This window comes from Lysobacter yananisis (assembly GCF_031199375.1).
Lineage (GTDB): Bacteria > Pseudomonadota > Gammaproteobacteria > Xanthomonadales > Xanthomonadaceae > Lysobacter > Lysobacter yananisis.
Genome location: NZ_CP133568.1, coordinates 3,579,161 through 3,595,312 on the forward strand (window position 1 = coordinate 3,579,161; position 16,152 = coordinate 3,595,312).

General features: G+C 72.7%; 13 protein-coding genes. 3 read left to right on the forward strand and 10 right to left on the reverse strand.

The features are described from left to right. Positions 1-165 precede the first annotated feature (165 nt). From RDV84_RS14960 to RDV84_RS14970, 3 genes are read left to right on the forward strand one after another with little or no spacing between them, the layout of a single operon-like run. Positions 166-564 carry a hypothetical protein gene (locus RDV84_RS14960; protein ID WP_309150781.1) on the forward strand — a complete coding sequence of 133 codons (399 nt, stop codon included), beginning with the start codon at positions 166-168 and terminating at the stop codon, positions 562-564. A 12-nt stretch (positions 565-576) separates the two neighbouring features. After that, positions 577-2,160 carry a PepSY-associated TM helix domain-containing protein gene (locus RDV84_RS14965; protein ID WP_309150782.1) on the forward strand — a complete coding sequence of 528 codons (1,584 nt, stop codon included), beginning with the start codon at positions 577-579 and terminating at the stop codon, positions 2,158-2,160. A 13-nt stretch (positions 2,161-2,173) separates the two neighbouring features. Further along, on the forward strand, positions 2,174-2,506 hold the full coding sequence (locus tag RDV84_RS14970) for a DUF3325 domain-containing protein (RefSeq protein WP_078996709.1): 333 nt from the start codon (positions 2,174-2,176) through the stop codon (positions 2,504-2,506). A 197-nt stretch (positions 2,507-2,703) separates the two neighbouring features. Here the strand turns inward: RDV84_RS14970 and dxs are convergent, their stop codons facing one another. The 10 genes from dxs to RDV84_RS15020 all read right to left on the reverse strand — a co-directional run bounded on the left by dxs (position 2,704) and on the right by RDV84_RS15020 (position 16,088). Beyond that, a complete protein-coding gene (gene dxs, locus RDV84_RS14975) occupies positions 2,704-4,617 on the reverse strand; it encodes a 1-deoxy-D-xylulose-5-phosphate synthase (RefSeq protein WP_078996708.1) in 1,914 nt (637 codons plus the stop codon). Between the two features lie 228 nt (positions 4,618-4,845). Beyond that, positions 4,846-6,099, reverse strand: coding sequence for a hypothetical protein (locus tag RDV84_RS14980; protein WP_309150783.1), 1,254 nt, complete (start codon positions 6,097-6,099; stop codon positions 4,846-4,848). A 142-nt stretch (positions 6,100-6,241) separates the two neighbouring features. Continuing rightward, entirely contained in the window at positions 6,242-6,754 is a 513-nt protein-coding gene (locus RDV84_RS14985; protein WP_394541352.1) for an HNH endonuclease, read from the reverse strand. 349 nt (positions 6,755-7,103) lie between these two features. After that, positions 7,104-7,508: a hypothetical protein gene (locus RDV84_RS14990; RefSeq protein ID WP_309150784.1), complete on the reverse strand. Its 405-nt coding sequence runs from the start codon at positions 7,506-7,508 to the stop codon at positions 7,104-7,106. Between the two features lie 32 nt (positions 7,509-7,540). Then, entirely contained in the window at positions 7,541-9,331 is a 1,791-nt protein-coding gene (locus RDV84_RS14995) for an acyl-CoA dehydrogenase C-terminal domain-containing protein (RefSeq protein ID WP_057948376.1), read from the reverse strand. Between the two features lie 112 nt (positions 9,332-9,443). Beyond that, on the reverse strand, positions 9,444-9,926 hold the full coding sequence (locus RDV84_RS15000) for an LEA/WHy family protein (RefSeq protein WP_057948375.1): 483 nt from the start codon (positions 9,924-9,926) through the stop codon (positions 9,444-9,446). 280 nt (positions 9,927-10,206) lie between these two features. Further along, the gene (locus RDV84_RS15005; protein ID WP_078996704.1) at positions 10,207-10,854 is read right to left on the reverse strand and encodes a response regulator; all 648 of its coding nucleotides are present in this window, start codon (positions 10,852-10,854) and stop codon (positions 10,207-10,209) included. 163 nt (positions 10,855-11,017) lie between these two features. Next, positions 11,018-11,734, reverse strand: a complete 717-nt coding sequence (locus tag RDV84_RS15010; protein WP_309150785.1) for a sensor histidine kinase — start codon at positions 11,732-11,734, stop codon at positions 11,018-11,020. Next, positions 11,731-15,159, reverse strand: a complete 3,429-nt coding sequence (locus RDV84_RS15015) for a protein kinase domain-containing protein (RefSeq protein ID WP_309150786.1) — start codon at positions 15,157-15,159, stop codon at positions 11,731-11,733. Before RDV84_RS15015 ends, RDV84_RS15010 begins: the two co-directional genes overlap by 4 nt. Then, a complete protein-coding gene (locus tag RDV84_RS15020; RefSeq protein ID WP_309150787.1) occupies positions 15,156-16,088 on the reverse strand; it encodes an FHA domain-containing protein in 933 nt (310 codons plus the stop codon). Before RDV84_RS15020 ends, RDV84_RS15015 begins: the two co-directional genes overlap by 4 nt. Positions 16,089-16,152 lie beyond the last annotated feature (64 nt).

A 16,152-nucleotide genomic window follows, 5' to 3' on the forward strand; every position in this document is an offset into this window, starting at 1 on the left:
TCTGGCGATTCGGCCCGCGCCGCCATGGTTTGCAAATGAGAACCATTGCCAACTAGACTGCGCAGGCCGGCGCGCCCCAAGGTGGGCGCTCCGGCGCCGTTTCCGGCTCCCTGCACGACCCGGCCCGGCGCTACCCCACCGGCCGCCCCACGACCCGACGCCGCAATGACGCAAAGCTCCGCCACTCCGGCCCTGGCCGCCACGCGCGCCGGCCACGACCCGCGCCCCGCCGCGCCGGCGCGCAAGCCGCGCGCGCCGTTGTCGTGGCGCTACCGCGGCGAAGTCGCGGCGCGCGCGTTCGCGGCGATCGTGCTCGGCTACCTGTTCGCCTACGCGCTGACCGCGGTGCTGAGCCTGACGCTGCCGTTCTCGCGGGTCGACAACGTGATCGCGGCGAGCCTGCTGAGCTTTTTCGTCTGGTGCGCGGTGGCGATGTACGCCTTCGCCGCGCGCAGCGCCTGGCGCGCGTGCTGGGCGCCGGCGCTGGGCGCGGCTCTGCTGCTGGGCGTCGCGCGGCTGTGCGGCGCGGCCGCGTTGTTTTCCGCCGCGACGCCGGCGGCCTGAGGCGCCGACACGATGAAAAACACTTTCTCGCAAGCGATGGCGTGGCTGCACACCTGGGCCGGGCTGACGATCGGCTGGCTGCTGTTCGTGATCTTCGTCGGCGGCACCATCGCCTGCTTCGACAAGGAACTCACCCACTGGATGCAGCCGGCGCTGCACGGCCACGAGCGCGGCGCCGACAGCGTCGACCTCGACGCGGCGCTGACGCAGCTGCAGAAAGTGTCGAAGGAGCATCCGCACGCCTACTACATCACCCTGCCGGGCGAGCGCAGCAAGTCGCTGCAGGGCGGCGTCTACTACGACGTCGGCGACCCCGACGAATTCAACCTCGACCCGGCGACCGGCAAGCCGGTGCCCGAGACCGCCGGCGGCGAATTCTTCTTCACCCTGCACTTCAACCTGCATTCGCAGACCTGGGGCATGTACATCGTCGGCCTGGCCGGGATGTTCATGCTGATCGCGATCTTCACCGGCATCGTGATCCACAAGCGCATCTTCAAGGACTTCTTCACCTTCCGCCCGAAGAACGGCGGCCAGCGCGCGTGGCTGGACGGGCACAACCTGACCGGCGTGCTCGGCCTGCCGTTCCACCTGATGATCGCCTACACCGGCGTGGCGATCTTCGTCGCCAACTACATGCCGGCCGGGCTGTACTCGGCGTTCAACGGCGACGTCGAGAAGTTCTTCGTCGAGGCCTCCGACAGCTACGAGCGGCCCGAGACCGGCAAGCCGCTGAAGACGATCCACTCGATCGACGCGCTGATCGCCGACGCGCGCGCGCGCCTGGGCCAGCCGGTGACCTGGGTCAGCGTGCACCATCCCGACGACACCAGCGCCACGATCTCCTTCGGCGGCGACCACAGCCGCGACGTCGCCTGGAACTTCAAGCAGGTGTTCTACGACGCCAACGACGGCCGCTTCCTGCACGTCAGCGGGCCGATGGCGGCCGGCTACAAGACCTACACTTTCATCGGCGGCATGCACATGGCGCAGTGGGGCGGCAGCGCGCTGCGCTGGCTGTACTTCGTCATGGGCATCGCCGGCTGCGTGATGATCGCCAGCGGCATGCAGGTGTGGGTCAACAAGCGCGCCAAGAAGATCGCCGAGGCCGGCAGCCTGTCGGGCTACGGCCTGGTGCAGGCGTTGAACCTCGGCGTGGTCGGCGGCCTGCCGCTGGCGAGCGCGGCGATGGTGATCGGCAACCGCCTGATCCCGGCCGACGCGGCCGCGCGTGCGAACGCCGAGATCACGGTGTTCTGCGCGGTGTGGATCGCGGCGACCCTATACGCGGCGATCCCGGCGGTGCACAAGCGCGGCTGGGGCCAGTTCTTCGCGCTCAATGCGGTCGCGTTTGCGCTGATCCCGCTGGTCAATTTCGCGACCGCGCCGAATAGCCACCTGCTGGCGACCATCGCGCGCGGCGACTGGACGCTGGCGGCGGTGGACCTGACCGCGCTGGCGTTGGCGCTGGGCTTCGCGCTGCTGGCGCGGCGCAGCTTCGTCAAGGCGCGGCAGCCGGCGCCCGAACGCAAGCCGCGGCGCGAACGCGCGGGCGGCGAGCCCGCCGGCGGCAATCCTGCATTGGCCGATCGCTGAGGAGCGTGCATCGATGCTTTGGTTGGGACTGTGTCTGGGCGTGGCGGCGTGGTGCCTGCTGAGCCTGGGGTTGGAAAAGCACCATCAACAGGTGTTCGCCGGCGCGTTCCGCCCGGCGCGCGCGCGGCTCCTGCGCGGCGCCGGCTGGGCGCTGCTGGCGCTGGATTTCGCCTTGTTCGTGCACGGCTGGGGCTGGGCGCAGGGGCCGATCTTCTGGACTGCGGCGCTGATCGTGTCGGCGCTGGCGTGGACCTTGGCGATGACCATGGCGCCGAAGGCGAGTACGAAGATCGCTGCGGCGGCGGTGCTGAGCGCGTTCGTGGCGATGCCGTTCTGGATCGGCTGAGCGCGGCGACGGCTCCTGTGGGAGGGACTTCAGTTCCGATGCTTTGGCATCAGGTCGCTGGGCAATCAGGCGATCGGAGCGGAACGCGTCGGGACTGAAGTCCCTCCCACAAGGGCTGCGGCCGAATCGGCAGCCGCAAACGAAAACGCCCGGCTTCGCGCCGGGCGTTTTGCGTTGCGCGAGGATGCGCGGCGGCGTTATCCCGCCGCCGACTGCGGCGCCGGCTGCGCCGCCAGCTGCGGCCAGCGCTTGATCAGGCTGGCGCGGATCGAGGCCGCGTCCAGCCCGGCCTCGGCCAGCAGCTGCTCGCGGCTGGCGTGGTGCTGGAACTCGTCCGGCAAGCCCAGGTGCAGCATCGGCAGCACGATGCCCTCGGCCGCCAGCAACTCGGCCACGCCGCTGCCGGCGCCGCCGGCGACGACATTGTCTTCCATCGTCGCGAACCCTTCGTGGCTCTGCGCCAGTTCCAGGATCAGCGCGCGGTCCAGCGGCTTGACGAAGCGCATGTTGACCAGGGTCAGGCCCAGTTCGGCGGCGACCTGTTCGGCCGCCGGCACGATCGCGCCGAACGCGAGCAGGGCGATGCGCTTGCCGCTGCGGCGCAGTTCGGCCTTGCCGATCGGCAGGGTGTCCAGGCCCGGCTGGATCGCCGCGCCGGGGCCGGTGCCGCGCGGGTAGCGCACCGCGGCCGGGCCGCGGTACTGGAAGCCGGTGGACAGCATCTTGCGGCACTCGTCCTCGTCGGCCGGCGCCATCACCACCATGTTCGGCACGCAGCGCAGGTAGGACAGGTCGAGGTTGCCGGCGTGGGTGGCGCCGTCGGGGCCGACCACGCCGCCGCGGTCGATCGCGAACAGCACGTCGAGGTCCTGGATCGCGACGTCGTGCACCAGCTGGTCGTAGCCGCGCTGCAGGAAGGTCGAGTAGATCGCCACCACGGGTTTGGCGCCTTCGATCGCCATGCCCGCGGCCAGGGTCACCGCGTGCTGCTCGGCGATGGCGACGTCGAAGTAGCGCTGCGGGTATTCCTTGCTGTAGCGCACCAGGCCCGAGCCTTCGCGCATCGCCGGGGTGATGCCCATCAGGCGTTCGTCGGCGGCGGCCATGTCGCACAGCCAGTCGCTGAAGACGTCGGTGTAGGTCGGCTTCTTCGCGCCGGGCTTGCTGACCAGGCCCTTCTCGGGATCGAACGGGCCGACCGCGTGGTAGCCGATCTGGTCGCCCTCGGCGAGCTCGTAGCCCTTGCCCTTGGTGGTGATGATGTGCAGCAGTTGCGGACCCTTGAGGCCCTTGAGCGTCTTCATCGCGCTCAGCAGCGCCGGCAGGTCGTGGCCGTCGATCGGGCCGGTGTAGTGGAAGCCGACCTCCTCGAAGAAGGTCGAGGGCACGAACATGCCCTTCCAGTGCTCTTCCCAGCGGCGCACGAACTTGGCCGCGGGCTTCTTGCGCTTGTCGCCGAGCAGCTTCTTGCCGCCCTCGCGGATCGCGTTGAGGGTGCGGCTGCTGGTGAGCTGGCCGAGCATCTTGGTGACGCCGCCGACGTTCTCGGAGATCGACATCTGGTTGTCGTTGAGGATCACCAGCAGGTTCGGCTCGGGATCGCTCATGCCGCCGGCGTGGGCCAGCGCTTCGAACGCCATGCCGGCGGTCATCGCGCCGTCGCCGATCACCGCCACCACCTTGCGTTCGTCGCCGCGGCGCTGCAGCGCCACCGCCATGCCCAGCGCGGCCGAGATCGAGGTCGAGCTGTGGCCGACGCCGAGGGTGTCGTACTCGGATTCGTCGCGCTTGGGGAACGGCGCGACGCCGTCCTTCTGCTTGACCGTGTGGATGCTGTCGCGGCGGCCGGTGAGGATCTTGTGCGGATAGCTCTGGTGGCCGACGTCCCAGACCAGGCGGTCGAGCGGGGTGTCATACAACCAGTGCAGGGCGACGGTAAGCTCGATCACGCCGAGCCCGGCGCCGAAGTGGCCGCCGACCAGGGCGACCTGTTCGATCAAATAGGCGCGCAGTTCCTCGGCGATCGCCGGCAGTTCCTCTTCAGGAAAGCGGCGCAGGTCGGCGGGGACCTGAATGCGGGAAAGACGCGGGTAGCGCTGCGAATCGATCATTACGACCACGGGCGTTCAGCTGGTCGGGCATTGTCCCGCCGCCGCGTGAGGCGGGCAAGAAGTGTGACGATTCCAGGTTCAGGCTGGTGCCTGCGGACAGATTCCGTCAGGCCCGGGCGCCGGCCCGGTCACACGTGCGTTGAGCGCCGTAGCGCGCCGTTGGCGCGCGTTGGCCGGCGTTTCGCAGGATCGCCGTCGGCCTAGCCCGCGACGCCCGGACGCAGCCGCTCAGCGGCCGCGCAGGCGCCCGAACAGGCCGCCGGACTTGGCCTGCTCGGCCGGCGGCGGATCGCCCTCGGCCTCGGCGAAGCCGGTGGCGAGGTTGGCGTTGATGAAATCGGCGACCTCGGCCTCGCTGACGCCGCTGGCCTCGGCGATCTCGGCCAGGTGCGAAAGGCCTTTCATCATCACCGTGGCGATGCGGAAGTGCTTGGGGTACTCGCGCTCGGTCTGCGGCCACTTGGTCATGCGGTAGCGGCGCGCCGGGTCGTAGCCCGGGGCGAGGCGGCCGCGGCCGGCGAGCAGGTTGCCGAACCACACCAGCCGCGCCAGCGGCATCGGCGCGCCCAGTTGCGCGGCGGCGGCGTCCCACTGCGCGGCCGGCAGCAGTTCGAATTCGGAAGCGGCGAACCCGCGCTCGAACAGCGCCGACAGCGGCTTGAGCGCAGCCGGGCCGTGGTAGCGGCGCTGGTCGGCGTCGATCAGCAGGCGCTCCTCGCCGCTGCCCACGCGCAGCAGGCCGCGCAGGCGGCCGGGGACCAGCCAGTCGAGCAGGCCGTCGCCGCGCGCGGTGACGCTGGCGGCGGCTGCGGGAACCGATGCGGGGGCCGGCGCGGCGGGAGCGACCAAGCCTGGCGCGGGCGCGGCGGGAGCGGGCGCGGGCGAGGCGGGCGTCGTGGGCGCGACGCCCGCGGCGGGCGCCGCGACCGGTGCGGCGGGCGCGGGCGGCGCAACCGCTGCGGTCGGCGCGACGGCAGCGACCGGTTCGACAGGCGCTGCGGCGATGCTCGCCGGCGCGGCCGGTGCCGCGACGACCGGCGTCGCCGCCTTGGCCTGGGCCAGGTCGGTCTGCAGCAGTTCCACCACCACGTCGGGCAGCGCCGCGGTCGGGTCGGTGCGCGGTTGCTGCGGAATTTCGACCGGTTTGGGCGCGGCGGCGGCCGCCGCCGGCTCGCCGTTGTGCCCGGCGATCTCGCCGAGCAGCTCGGCGATGCTGTCGGCGCTGAAGGGATGGCCGAGCAGGAAGTCGGCCTGGGTGCGCTGGGCCGCGGTCAGCGCGATCACCGACTTGCCCGCGGCATGCAGGCGCAGCCAGCTCATCGGTCCGTACATGCTGTCCATGTCGACCACGACGAAGTCGGCCTGTTGTTCCGGCACCAGGCTCCAGCGGCTGCCGAGACGGGTGTTGGCCAACTTGAAAGCCGTCTGCAGCGCAGACTCCGTCGCCGGGTCCATGCCGGTCAGACCGAGGGTCAAAGGCATCGCGAATGTGTCCGTAAGTCGATGGCGACGAGTGTCCGGGACGACCGTAATGTCGTCAACGAGCGCTTTGCGTCGCTTATGCGCGCACACCGGCACATCGGCGGGCGTGTCGGCCGCGATAGTGCGACCGCGTTCACGGCTTTTATCCGAGCCGGCGCGAGTTCTTCGGCAGCTGGTTCTTCAAGAACGCCATCTGGTCGGCCAGGATGTTCCTGTTCGACAGGATCAGGTGCTCGACCCAGCTCGGCCGGTACGGCACCGCCAGCAGCGGCATGCCGGCCTGCTGCGGGGTGCGGTTGCCCTTGCGCGAATTGCAGCCGAAGCAGGCCGCGACCACGTTCTCCCAGATGTCGCGGCCGCCCTTGGACACCGGCACGACGTGGTCGCGGGTCAGGTGCGGGCGGTGGAAATCGTGGCCGCAGTACATGCACAGGTGGCCGTCGCGCGCGAACAGCGCGGCATTGGTCAGCGCCGGGGTCGGGTCGAGCGCGCCGGGACGGGCATGGCCGCGCGCGGCGACGATCGGGTGCAGTTCGAGCACGCTGCGCTCGCCGGTGAAGCGGTTGATGCCGCCGTGCACCTGCAGGCAGGGATCGCCCAGGGTCCAGGCGACCGCGCCGCGCGCGTACAGGCAGGCGGCGTCCTGCCAGTTCATCCAGTCGAGCACGCGCCCGTGCGCATCGAGCGCCAGCAGCCGCACCGAGTTCAGGCGTTCCAGGGGATTGCGCGGCACTGCGCGCGGACCGGTCCAGGGCGAGTAGGGCTCGCCGACACCGGAGACTTCCGGCTCACGCTGAAGCATTTCAGCGTGGGTTCCGGTGCGGACCAGGCGGATCTTCGCTCTATCGGTCTCCATCGGAGAGTGAGCTTATACCCTGTCGGTTACATTTTGTGTAGACGCGGTGCGCCGGCGGTCGGTGTTCGAACGGTCCGGCGAGCCTGGCTGCGGCTCGCGCCGAGCCCGGATGCGAGCCCGGATGCGGGCCCGGCCGCGAACGGCCCGATCAGCTCGAAGCGCTGAGATAGACGGTGTAGCGGTCGGGCCGCGAGACATCGACGTCGAGTTCGTACATCCAGTGCGCGATCCGGCTTTCGCAGTGGCGATGGGCGCGGTCCGGGCGCGGCGCGTACCAGGCCGGATCGCCTCGCTCGGCCGCGCGCGCGCCGTGGCCGACGTCGCCGAGCCGGCAGTGCAGCGCCACCGCCAGCGCCGGCAGTTGCGCCGGCGGCAGGTCGAAGCGGTAGTACGCGGTCATCGTGCGCAGTTGGTCGTCGATGTGTTCGCGCACGTCGCTGGCGGCGGACGGGATCGCGATGCCGCCGGGGAACTCGGTCGGCGGCGGCTCTTGCGAACAGGCGGCGAGGATCAGCGCCGCGATCGCCGCCGCGGCGAGGCCGCGGAGCCGCACGACCGCCGGCTTCGCGCGCCCGCCGCGCGCGATCACGCGTCGAAGCCTTCCGCCGCCAGCGCCATCAGCGGCGCGGTGCCGCTGTCGATCGCGGCCTTGTGCGCCTGGGTGCGCGGCAGCAGGCGGGCGAAGTAGAAACGCGCGGTCTCGCGCTTGCCGTCCTTGAACGCCTGGCTCTGGCCCGAAGCCTCGGCCGCGGCGACGCTGCGCGCCCACCAATAGGCCAGGCAGACGTAGCCGGAATAGAACAGGTAATCGTACGAAGCCGCGCCGACCTCGTCGGCGTCGGCGGCGGCGCGCTTGCCCACGCTCATGGTCAGCTGCAGCCACTCGCCGGCGGCCTTGCGCAACGGCGCGACGAATTCGGCGACCGCCGCGTTGTTCTCGTTCTGCGCGCAGAAGGCCTCGATCTTGGCCAGCATCGCCTGCAGGCCCGCGCCCTGCAGCTGCATGACCTTGCGGCCGAGCAGGTCGAGCGCCTGGATGCCGGTGGTGCCTTCGTACAAGGTGGTGATGCGCGCATCGCGGGCGAGCTGCTCCATGCCGTGTTCGGCGATGTAGCCGTGGCCGCCGAAGCACTGCAGCGCGTGATAGGTGCACTCCACGCCCCACTCGGTGAGGCAGGCCTTGACGATCGGGGTCATGAAGCCGATCAGCGCGTCGGCTTGCGCGCGTTCGGCCTCGTCCGGCGAAGCGTGGGCGATGTCGACCAGCAGCGCGGCGTCGTAGCCCATCGCGCGGCCGCCCTCGACCAGCGCCTTGCAGGTCAGCAGCATGCGCCGCACGTCGGGGTGGACGATGATCGGATCGGCCGGCAGCTCGGGGAACTTCGGGCCCGACAGCGAGCGCATCTGCAAACGGTCGCGCGAATAGCGCAGCGCGTTCTGCAAGGCGCGGTCGGACAGGCCGAGGCCTTGCAGACCGACGGCGAGGCGGGCGGTGTTCATCATCGTAAACATCGCCATCAGGCCCTTGTTCGGCTGGCCGATCAGGTAGCCCTGGGCGCCGTCGAAGTTCATCACGCACGTGGCCGAGCCGTGGATGCCCATCTTGTGTTCGAGGCTGCCGCAGCGCACCGCGTTGGCTTCGCCGACACTGCCGTCGCGCGCGACTTTCACCTTCGGCACGATGAACAACGAGATGCCCTTGCTGCCGGCCGGCGCGTCCGGCAGGCGCGCGAGCACCAGGTGGATGATGTTGTCGGTGAGGTCGTGCTCGCCGGCGGTGATGAAGATCTTGGTGCCGCTGATCGAGTACGAGCCGTCGGCCTGCGGTTCGGCCTTGGTCTTGAGCAGGCCCAGGTCGGTGCCGCAATGCGGTTCGGTGAGGCACATGGTGCCGGTCCAGCGGCCTTCCACCAGCGGCTTGAGGAACACTTCCTGCTGCCATTCCTCGCCGTGGTGCAGCAGGGCCTCGGTGGCGCCGTGCGAGAGCAGCGGGAAGTTGCCCCAGGCCAGGTTGGCCGCGTCGATCATTTCCTTCAGCGGCACGCCGGCCGCGTGCGGCATGCCCTGGCCGCCGAACTGGGTTTCGGCGGTGAGGCCGGACCAGCCGCCGTCGACGAACTGGTCGTAGGCCTGCTTGAAGCCCGGCGGCGTGGTCACCGCGCCGGTGGCCTTGTCGTGCTTGCAGCCGATCTGATCGCCCACGGCGTTGAGCGGCGCGAGCACGGTTTCGTTGAAGCGCGCGCCTTCTTCCAGCACCGCGTCGAGCACGTCGCGGGTGGCGTCGGCGTAACCCAGGCGCTGGAACTGCGCTTCGGCGCCGAGCACGTCGAACAGGACGAAACGCATGTCGGTCAGGGGGGCTTTGTAGGTGCTCATGGGCTCGGTTCGCAAAGGGGAAAGGGAGTCGGGGGCGACGGCGCGCAGGCGGGCGGGGAGCGCGGCGGGGACGGCATCGACGATGCCGTGCTGCCGATTCCCCGATCCGGCGTTACCGCATCACGCCGGGCAAGCCCGGCGCCGGGCTCAGCGCGCTGCTGCGCTCGATCTGGAAGGTGCGTTGCTTGGCTTCGCTGGGGGTGGCGGCGATGTCGCCCGCGAGGCTGTAGTTGACGCTGCGGCCGCCGGCCAGCGCGTCGGCGATGGCGATGCGGGCGCCGCCGGCGGGCTTGAGCGCGAGGGTGACCACGTCGGCCGATTCCGGGCCGATCGACAGCGCCGGCTGGGCCTGCAGCTGGCCGGCGTTTTCCTCGCCGAGCTTGAGCTGCAGGTCGAGGCGGTCGAACTGCATCGGGATGCTGCTGAAGTTCTCGATCCGCAGGTCCACCGACCAGCTGCCGTCGGCCTTGACCGTGAGCTGCTGGATGCGCGCGGCCGGCTCGGACACGCGCCGCACCGGCCCGGTCTTGCAGCCCGCCAGCAGCGCCAGCAGCAGCGCCAGACCGATTACCCGCACCCAGACCGCTGCCTTCATGCCGCCGCTCCGTTAAAACGCTTGTTGGGATGCCGAGGATACTACGGCGAATGGTGGGGCGGTCGCGACCCCGGGGCGGGCGGCCCGGTGGCGGCGGGGAGGGCGGTCGGCGCGGCGGGACGTGGTATCGGCGCGGGAGGCGGGCGTCGTAGGTGGATTGGCGCGGTCGCGGCTCGCGCCGCTCCTACAGTCGCAAACGAACCGGCCGCAGCCCCTGTAGGAGCGGCGCGAGCCGCGACCGCGACAACCCGGCTGCGGCGAAGGCCGAACGCCTGCCGACTCAGTCCACCAACCCCTTGCGCGAGGCGTAGCGCACCAACTCCGCGCTGTTGCGCACGCCGAGCTTGTCGAGCACGCGGGCGCGGTGGTTCTCGGCGGTCTTGACGCTGATCGCCAGGCGCCGGGCGATCTCCTTGGTGGTCAGGGCGTCGGCGATCAGGTGGAAGACTTCGCGTTCGCGCGCGGTCAGGCGGCCGTAGGGATCGCCGAGGTCGCGGCCGGGGTGGCGCAGTTGCTCGGCCAGGGCGCGCGCGGCCTGCGGGCCGAAGTAACCGCGGCCGGCGTGGACTTCGCGCACCGCCGCCAGCAGTTCCGTCGCCGGGCTGTCCTTGACCACGTAGCCGGCGGCGCCGGCGCGCACCGCCTGCAGGATGTATTCGTCCTCCTGGTGCATGGTCAGCACCAGCACGCGCGGCGCGGGCGCCAGCTCGCGCAGGCGGCGGACCACTTCCAGGCCGTTGAGGCCCGGCATCGACAGGTCGGTGACGACCACGTCCGGTTGCAGTTCCTGCGCGCGCTGCAACGTCTGCACGCCGTCGGCGGCCTGCGCCACCACGTCGATGCCGGCGCCGCGCAACAGGCCGGCCAGGCTCTCGCGAACCATGGTGTGGTCGTCGGCGATGAGCACGCGCACGCTGGGCTCGGACATGGCCGCAGCGTGCGCAGGGCGGCGCGGGGCGTCAAGCCGGGTGTCGGCGCGGACGCGCAGAGCGTGCCTGTGGGGGTAGTCGGCTGCAGGCGTACTGCGTTACGGGGCGGTGCGGACGGCCTGCCGCAGCGAGCGGGCGACGACGGCGGTGCCCGCAGCGGTATCAGGCGTAGTCGAGCGGCAGGCGCGCGCTCAGGCGCAGGCCCGCGCCGGGCGCGCTGGCGATTTCCAGGCGGCCGCCGTACAGGCGCAGGCGCTCGCGCATGCCGCCCAGGCCGTTGCCGCCGCTGGCCAGGGCCGCGACCGGATCGCAGCCGCGGCCGTCGTCGCGCACGTCCAGGTGCAGCTCGTCGCCGCGGCAGTGCAGGCCGATCCGCACCCGCCGCGCCTGGGCGTGGCGCGCGGCGTTGGCCAGCGCTTCCTGGGCGGTGCGGAACAGCACGGTCTGCAGTTCGCCGTCGAGTTCGGGCAGCGCGCCCAGTTCCAGTTCGACCCGCGCGCCGTCGCGGCCGTCGTGGCTGCGCGCGAGCCAGCGCAGCGCCGCTTCCAGGCCGAGGTCGTCGAGGATCGGCGGGCGCAGCAGGCGCGAGAGTTCGCGGGTGTCTTCCAGGGTGTCGGCGCACAGCGCCAGGGCCTGGGCCAGCCCCTCGCGCAGCGCGTCCTGCCGCGGTTCCAGCGCGGATTGGATGTCGTGCAGGCGCAGCTTGAGCGCGGTGAGGTTCTGGCCGACGCCGTCGTGCAGGTCGCGGGCGATGCGGCGGCGTTCGTCTTCCTGCACCCGCCACACCGCGCGGCCGAGGCGGCGGAACTCGCGTTCGTTGCGCTGCAGCCGTTGCAGCAGTTCCTGGTAGAGCGTGCGCAGGTCGGAGGGATCGCTCATCGCACGGGCTCGCGGCGCGCGCCGGTTTCGGTGGCGTTGCCGGCCTGGGCGCGGGCGGGGTCGTAGCCGGCGCGCAGGGCCGGCGGCAGTTGCTCGCGCAAGCGCTGCCGCTCGGCCAGCGCGCGCGCGTCGCTGGCGGCCGGATCGAGGCTGCGCGCGCGCTGCGCCTGCGCGGCCAGCGCGTGCAGCGCCGCCGCGTCGAGACGATCGCCGCGGCGCAGCAGCGGCTGCGCGTCGCGATACGCGCGCAGCGCCGCGTCGGCGTCGCCGGCGGCCAGCGCCAGGCGCATGCGCGCGCCGGCGGCCTGCAGGCGCAGGCCGGCGTGGCCGAGCGCATCGATGGCGCGTTGCAGCGCCGGTTCGAAGCGGCCGTCGGCCTCGGCGGCCTGCAGCGCGACCTGCAACTGCAGCAGGCGCACGCCGGAGCGCCCGGCTTCGTGGCGGGCCTGGGCCAGCGCGGCGCGCTCGCCGTTGCGGTCGCCGCCGGCGCGGTCGAGCTGCGCGCGCAGCAGGCCGGCGATGCCGCGTTGTTCGGACGACGCCTGGGCCAGTTGCGGCGCCAGCGCGTCGAGCGTGGCGCGCGCCTGCGCGGCGGCGTGCGCGGCGGCCAGCGCCTGCGCGCGCAGCAGCCCGACATCGGCCTGCCCGCGCGCGTCTTCGCGCTGGGCGAACAGCGCCTGCGCGGCATCGAGTTGCGCCAGCGCCGGGCCGATCCGGCCCTGCATCAGTTCCAGTTCGCCGAGGTTGCGCCGCGCCACCGCGGCTTCTTCCATCATCTGCGCGGCCAGCGCCGCGTCGAGCGAGGACTGCAGCAGTTCGCGCGCCTGCGGCCACTGCCCGCGCGCGGCGGCGAGCAGGCCGAGGTTCTGCGCGGTGCGCACCCGGCCGGTCTCGTCGCCGAGCTTGGCGTAGGCCTCGCGCGACTGCACCAGGTAAGCCTGGGCGTCGTCGTAGGCGCCGAGCTGGTAATGGGCGAAGCCGATGTCGTTGAGCGCCTGGGCGGTGCCGGCGGCGTCGCCGGCCTGCTGCCAGGCCGCCAGCGCGCGCCGGAACGCGGCCAGCGCGGCGGGGTAGTCGCCGCGTTCCTCGGCGAGCAGGCCGAGTTCGTTCTCGACCGCGGCCAGGCCGTGGCGGTCGTCGAGCGCGGCGTAGAGTCCGCGCGCGTCGCCGAGGCTGCGCGCGGCTTCGTCGAAGCGGCCGGTCAGCGCCAACACGTTGCCGAGGTTGCGCAGGCTGGTCGCCAGCCCGCGCCGGTTGCCGACCGCGCGGCGCAGTTCGACCGCGCTGCGGTACTGGGCCAGGGCGTGGTCGTTCTGGCCCAGGCGGGCGTAGCCGATGCCGAGCGCGTTCTGGGTCTCGGCCTCGCCGTAGCGGTTGCCGCCGCGCTTGTACTGGACCAGCGCGCGCACCAGGTAATCGTCGACGGCCGGCTGCGCCTGGCCGTGCAGGATCGAGAACTTGCCCAATTCGAACCAGGCGCGCGGGTCGTCGGGGTCGCGCGTGGCCAGCGCGCGCAGTTGCGCGATCGCCGCGGGCGCGTCGCCGCCGGCGCCGAGCGCGCGCGCCAGCGCCAGTTGCGCGTAGGTGTCGTCGCCGGCGGCCTGGGCGCGCTCGCGCCAGTAAGCCGCGGCGGCCGCGGCGTCGCCGTCGAGGATCGCGCGTTCGGCGGCGAAGCGGCGGCGAAATGCGGCGCCGTCCGCTGTGGCGTCGTTCGCGGCGGCGTCCTTGACGGCGCCGTCCGCCACGGCGTTTTCGGCCGCTGTCGCGCTCGCCGCGCGTTCGCCGCTTTCGAACGCGGCATAGGCGCCGTCGGCGTCGCCGGCGGCGTTGCGCGCCTCGCCCAGCGCCAGCCAGCCGGCGGCGAAGCCGGGCGCGGCCGCGGTGGCGCGTGCCAGCGGGGCCGCGGCGGCGGCGAGGTCGCCGTCGTCGCGGGCGATGAGGCCGGCGCCGTAGCTTTCCAGCGCGGCGGGCGGCTCGGGTGCGCTGGCGGCCGACGTTCGGTGCGAGGGCGCGGCCGACGTCGCGGCGGAAGCGGGCGCGACAGCGAGCGCGTCGCGCAGCGGCGCGGCGTCCAGCAGCGCGTCCAGCGCCTGGGTCGGCGTCGCGCCTTGCGCGGCGAACTCGCGCGCGGCGCCGGCGCCGGCCTGCAGCCGCGCGCGCAGGCGCCACTGCGCGCCTTCGCGCGCCAGCGCGAAACCGAGCGTGCGCTCGGCGCGGGCGAGCCGTGCCGCTTGCTGCGCGGCCGGCGGCGCGGCGCCGCTGGGATCGAGCTGGCGCAGCGCCTGCTGGCTGCGCTCGTCGTCGACCATCGCCACGCCGCGCGCCGCCAGCGCCTGGCGCAGGGCGGCGGCGAGCGCGCGCTGGTAGCGGCGTTCGGTGTCGTCGCCGGCGGCTTGCAGCGGCGCGACCAGCAGCCGCTGCAGCGGTGCGGCGGCCGGCGTCGTCGCCTGGGCCGAAACCGCGACGGGCGCGAGCCGCAGCCACCACGCGCCGGCGGCGGCCGCGGCGAGCGTCGCGGCGACGCCCACGCCGATCCAGGCGCGCCGCCGCGGGCGCCAGTCGCGCGGCACGTGGCGGCGGTCGATCGCCGCGATCACCGCTTCGGCGTCGGGCAAGCGATGCGCCGGCTGCGGGCGCAGCAGGCGGTCGGTCAGCCGCACCAGCCAGGCCGGCGCGTCCGCGCGCAGCCGGCTCACCGGCGGCGGCGTGCGCAGCATGCGCTGGGCCAGCACTTCGCTGGCGGTGCCGCCGGCGAACGGCATCTGCGCGCTGAGCATTTCGTGCAGGATCAGGCCCAGCGCGTACAGGTCGCTGCGCGCGTCGGCGCCTTCGCCGCGCGCTTGTTCGGGCGAAAGGTAATCGGGCGTGCCGACGATCGCGCCGGTCTGGGTCAGGCCGCTGCCGGCCAGCGAGCGGGCCACGCCGAAGTCGGCGATCAGCGCATCGCCGTTGCGGTCGAGCAGCACGTTGGCCGGCTTGAGATCGCGATGGATCACGCCGCGCGCATGCGCCGCGGCCAGGCCCTCGGCGATCTGCCGGGCGATGCGCGCGGCATCGTCGACCGGCAGCGCGCCGTCGCGATCCAGGCGCCGGTCCAGCGCCTCGCCGTCGATCCAGTCCATGCCGATCAGCCACTGGCCTTCGTGGCGGAACAGGTCGTGGATGCGCACCACGCGCGGACTCGACACCTGGCGCGCGGTCAGCAACTCCTGGCGGAAGCGTTCGAACGCGTCGCTACGCGCGGCCAGTTCCGGGCGCAGCAGCTTGAGCGCGACCTGGATGCCCAACGTGGTGTCGAGCGCGCGATAGACCTCGCCCATGCCGCCCAGGCCGAGCATGGCCTCGATCCGGAAGCGTCCGGCCAGCAGGCTGCCGGGCGCGAGGCCGCGGCCCGCGTGCAGGCCGGTCGCGGTGGTGTCGCTCACGAGGATGTGGCCTGCGCGCCCAGCACCCGGGTCCAGCGCAGCGGCGCGGCCGGCGGCTGCAGCGCCTCGAAGGCGCGCTGCGCCAGCAGCCACAGCGCGGCGCTGTCGGCGAAGGCGGCGAGCAGTTCCATGTCGAACTGGCTGATCGCCTCGCCGGCGCCGCGGCGGTCGGCGTAGACCGCGCCCAGGACCCGGCCGGCGTGCAGCAGCGGCAGGCACACCAGGCTTTGCAGGCCGCCGGTGACCACCGAGGAGCGCTGCGCCAGCCACGGGTCGTCGTCGATCCAGTTCACCACCACCGGCTGGCGTTCGCGCAGGCTGCGCTGGACCGCGCCGACGCTGCCGGAAAAGGCGCGCGCGTTGAGGTCCTCGTGCTCCAGCGACAAGCTGGCCTGGACCAGGAAGTCCTCGCCCTGGGCCAGCAGCAGGAAGCCGCGGCTGCAGCCGGCCAGTTCGACCACGCCGCGCAGGATGTCGCCGGGCAGGTCGGCGGCCGCGGCGTCGTCGTCGAAGTCGCCCGCCATCGCGGCCTCGGCCGGCGGCGCCGCGCCGACCTCCAGCCGCCGGGTCCACGCCTGCGACAGCGCGCGGCGCTCGCGCTCGCGCTCCTGCCAGGCCTGGGCCTCGGCCTCGTCGTGCAGCGAGAACTCGCACAGCACATCGCCGAAGCGCAGCCAGGCTTCGCTGCGCTCGAGCACCGCCTGGGCGACCTGGATGCCGTCGACGTGCGAACCGTTCTTGCTGCCGCTATCGAGCAGCCGCCAGCCGTCCGCGCCGTGGGTCAGCTCGGCGTGCTGGCGCGAGACGGAGGGGTGGTCGATGCGCAACTCGCACGCGGGATCGCGGCCGATGCGCAAGCGCGAACCGGCGGGGATCCATCGGCTGATGGCTGCGGCTTCGGGCGGGTAAACGATCAGGCGCGCCGGCATGGCCGCATCTTACTTGGAACGCCCGCGCCCGCGTCGATGCCGGCGCGGGGCGGGCGCCGCGGCG

What these genes read in the sequence shown, in the direction of transcription:
- dxs (WP_078996708.1), bottom strand. Translation starts at nt 4,617, where the DNA reads ATGATCGATTCGCAGCGCTACCCGCGTCTTTCCCGCATTCAGGTCCCC.
- RDV84_RS14985 (WP_394541352.1), bottom strand. Translation starts at nt 6,754, where the DNA reads ATGAACTGGCAGGACGCCGCCTGCCTGTACGCGCGCGGCGCGGTCGCC.
- RDV84_RS14965 (WP_309150782.1), top strand. Translation starts at nt 577, where the DNA reads ATGAAAAACACTTTCTCGCAAGCGATGGCGTGGCTGCACACCTGGGCC.
- RDV84_RS14960 (WP_309150781.1), top strand. Translation starts at nt 166, where the DNA reads ATGACGCAAAGCTCCGCCACTCCGGCCCTGGCCGCCACGCGCGCCGGC.
- RDV84_RS15010 (WP_309150785.1), bottom strand. Translation starts at nt 11,734, where the DNA reads ATGAGCGATCCCTCCGACCTGCGCACGCTCTACCAGGAACTGCTGCAA.
- RDV84_RS15000 (WP_057948375.1), bottom strand. Translation starts at nt 9,926, where the DNA reads ATGAAGGCAGCGGTCTGGGTGCGGGTAATCGGTCTGGCGCTGCTGCTG.
- RDV84_RS15020 (WP_309150787.1), bottom strand. Translation starts at nt 16,088, where the DNA reads ATGCCGGCGCGCCTGATCGTTTACCCGCCCGAAGCCGCAGCCATCAGC.
- RDV84_RS14980 (WP_309150783.1), bottom strand. Translation starts at nt 6,099, where the DNA reads ATGCCTTTGACCCTCGGTCTGACCGGCATGGACCCGGCGACGGAGTCT.
- RDV84_RS15005 (WP_078996704.1), bottom strand. Translation starts at nt 10,854, where the DNA reads ATGTCCGAGCCCAGCGTGCGCGTGCTCATCGCCGACGACCACACCATG.
- RDV84_RS14970 (WP_078996709.1), top strand. Translation starts at nt 2,174, where the DNA reads ATGCTTTGGTTGGGACTGTGTCTGGGCGTGGCGGCGTGGTGCCTGCTG.
- RDV84_RS14995 (WP_057948376.1), bottom strand. Translation starts at nt 9,331, where the DNA reads ATGAGCACCTACAAAGCCCCCCTGACCGACATGCGTTTCGTCCTGTTC.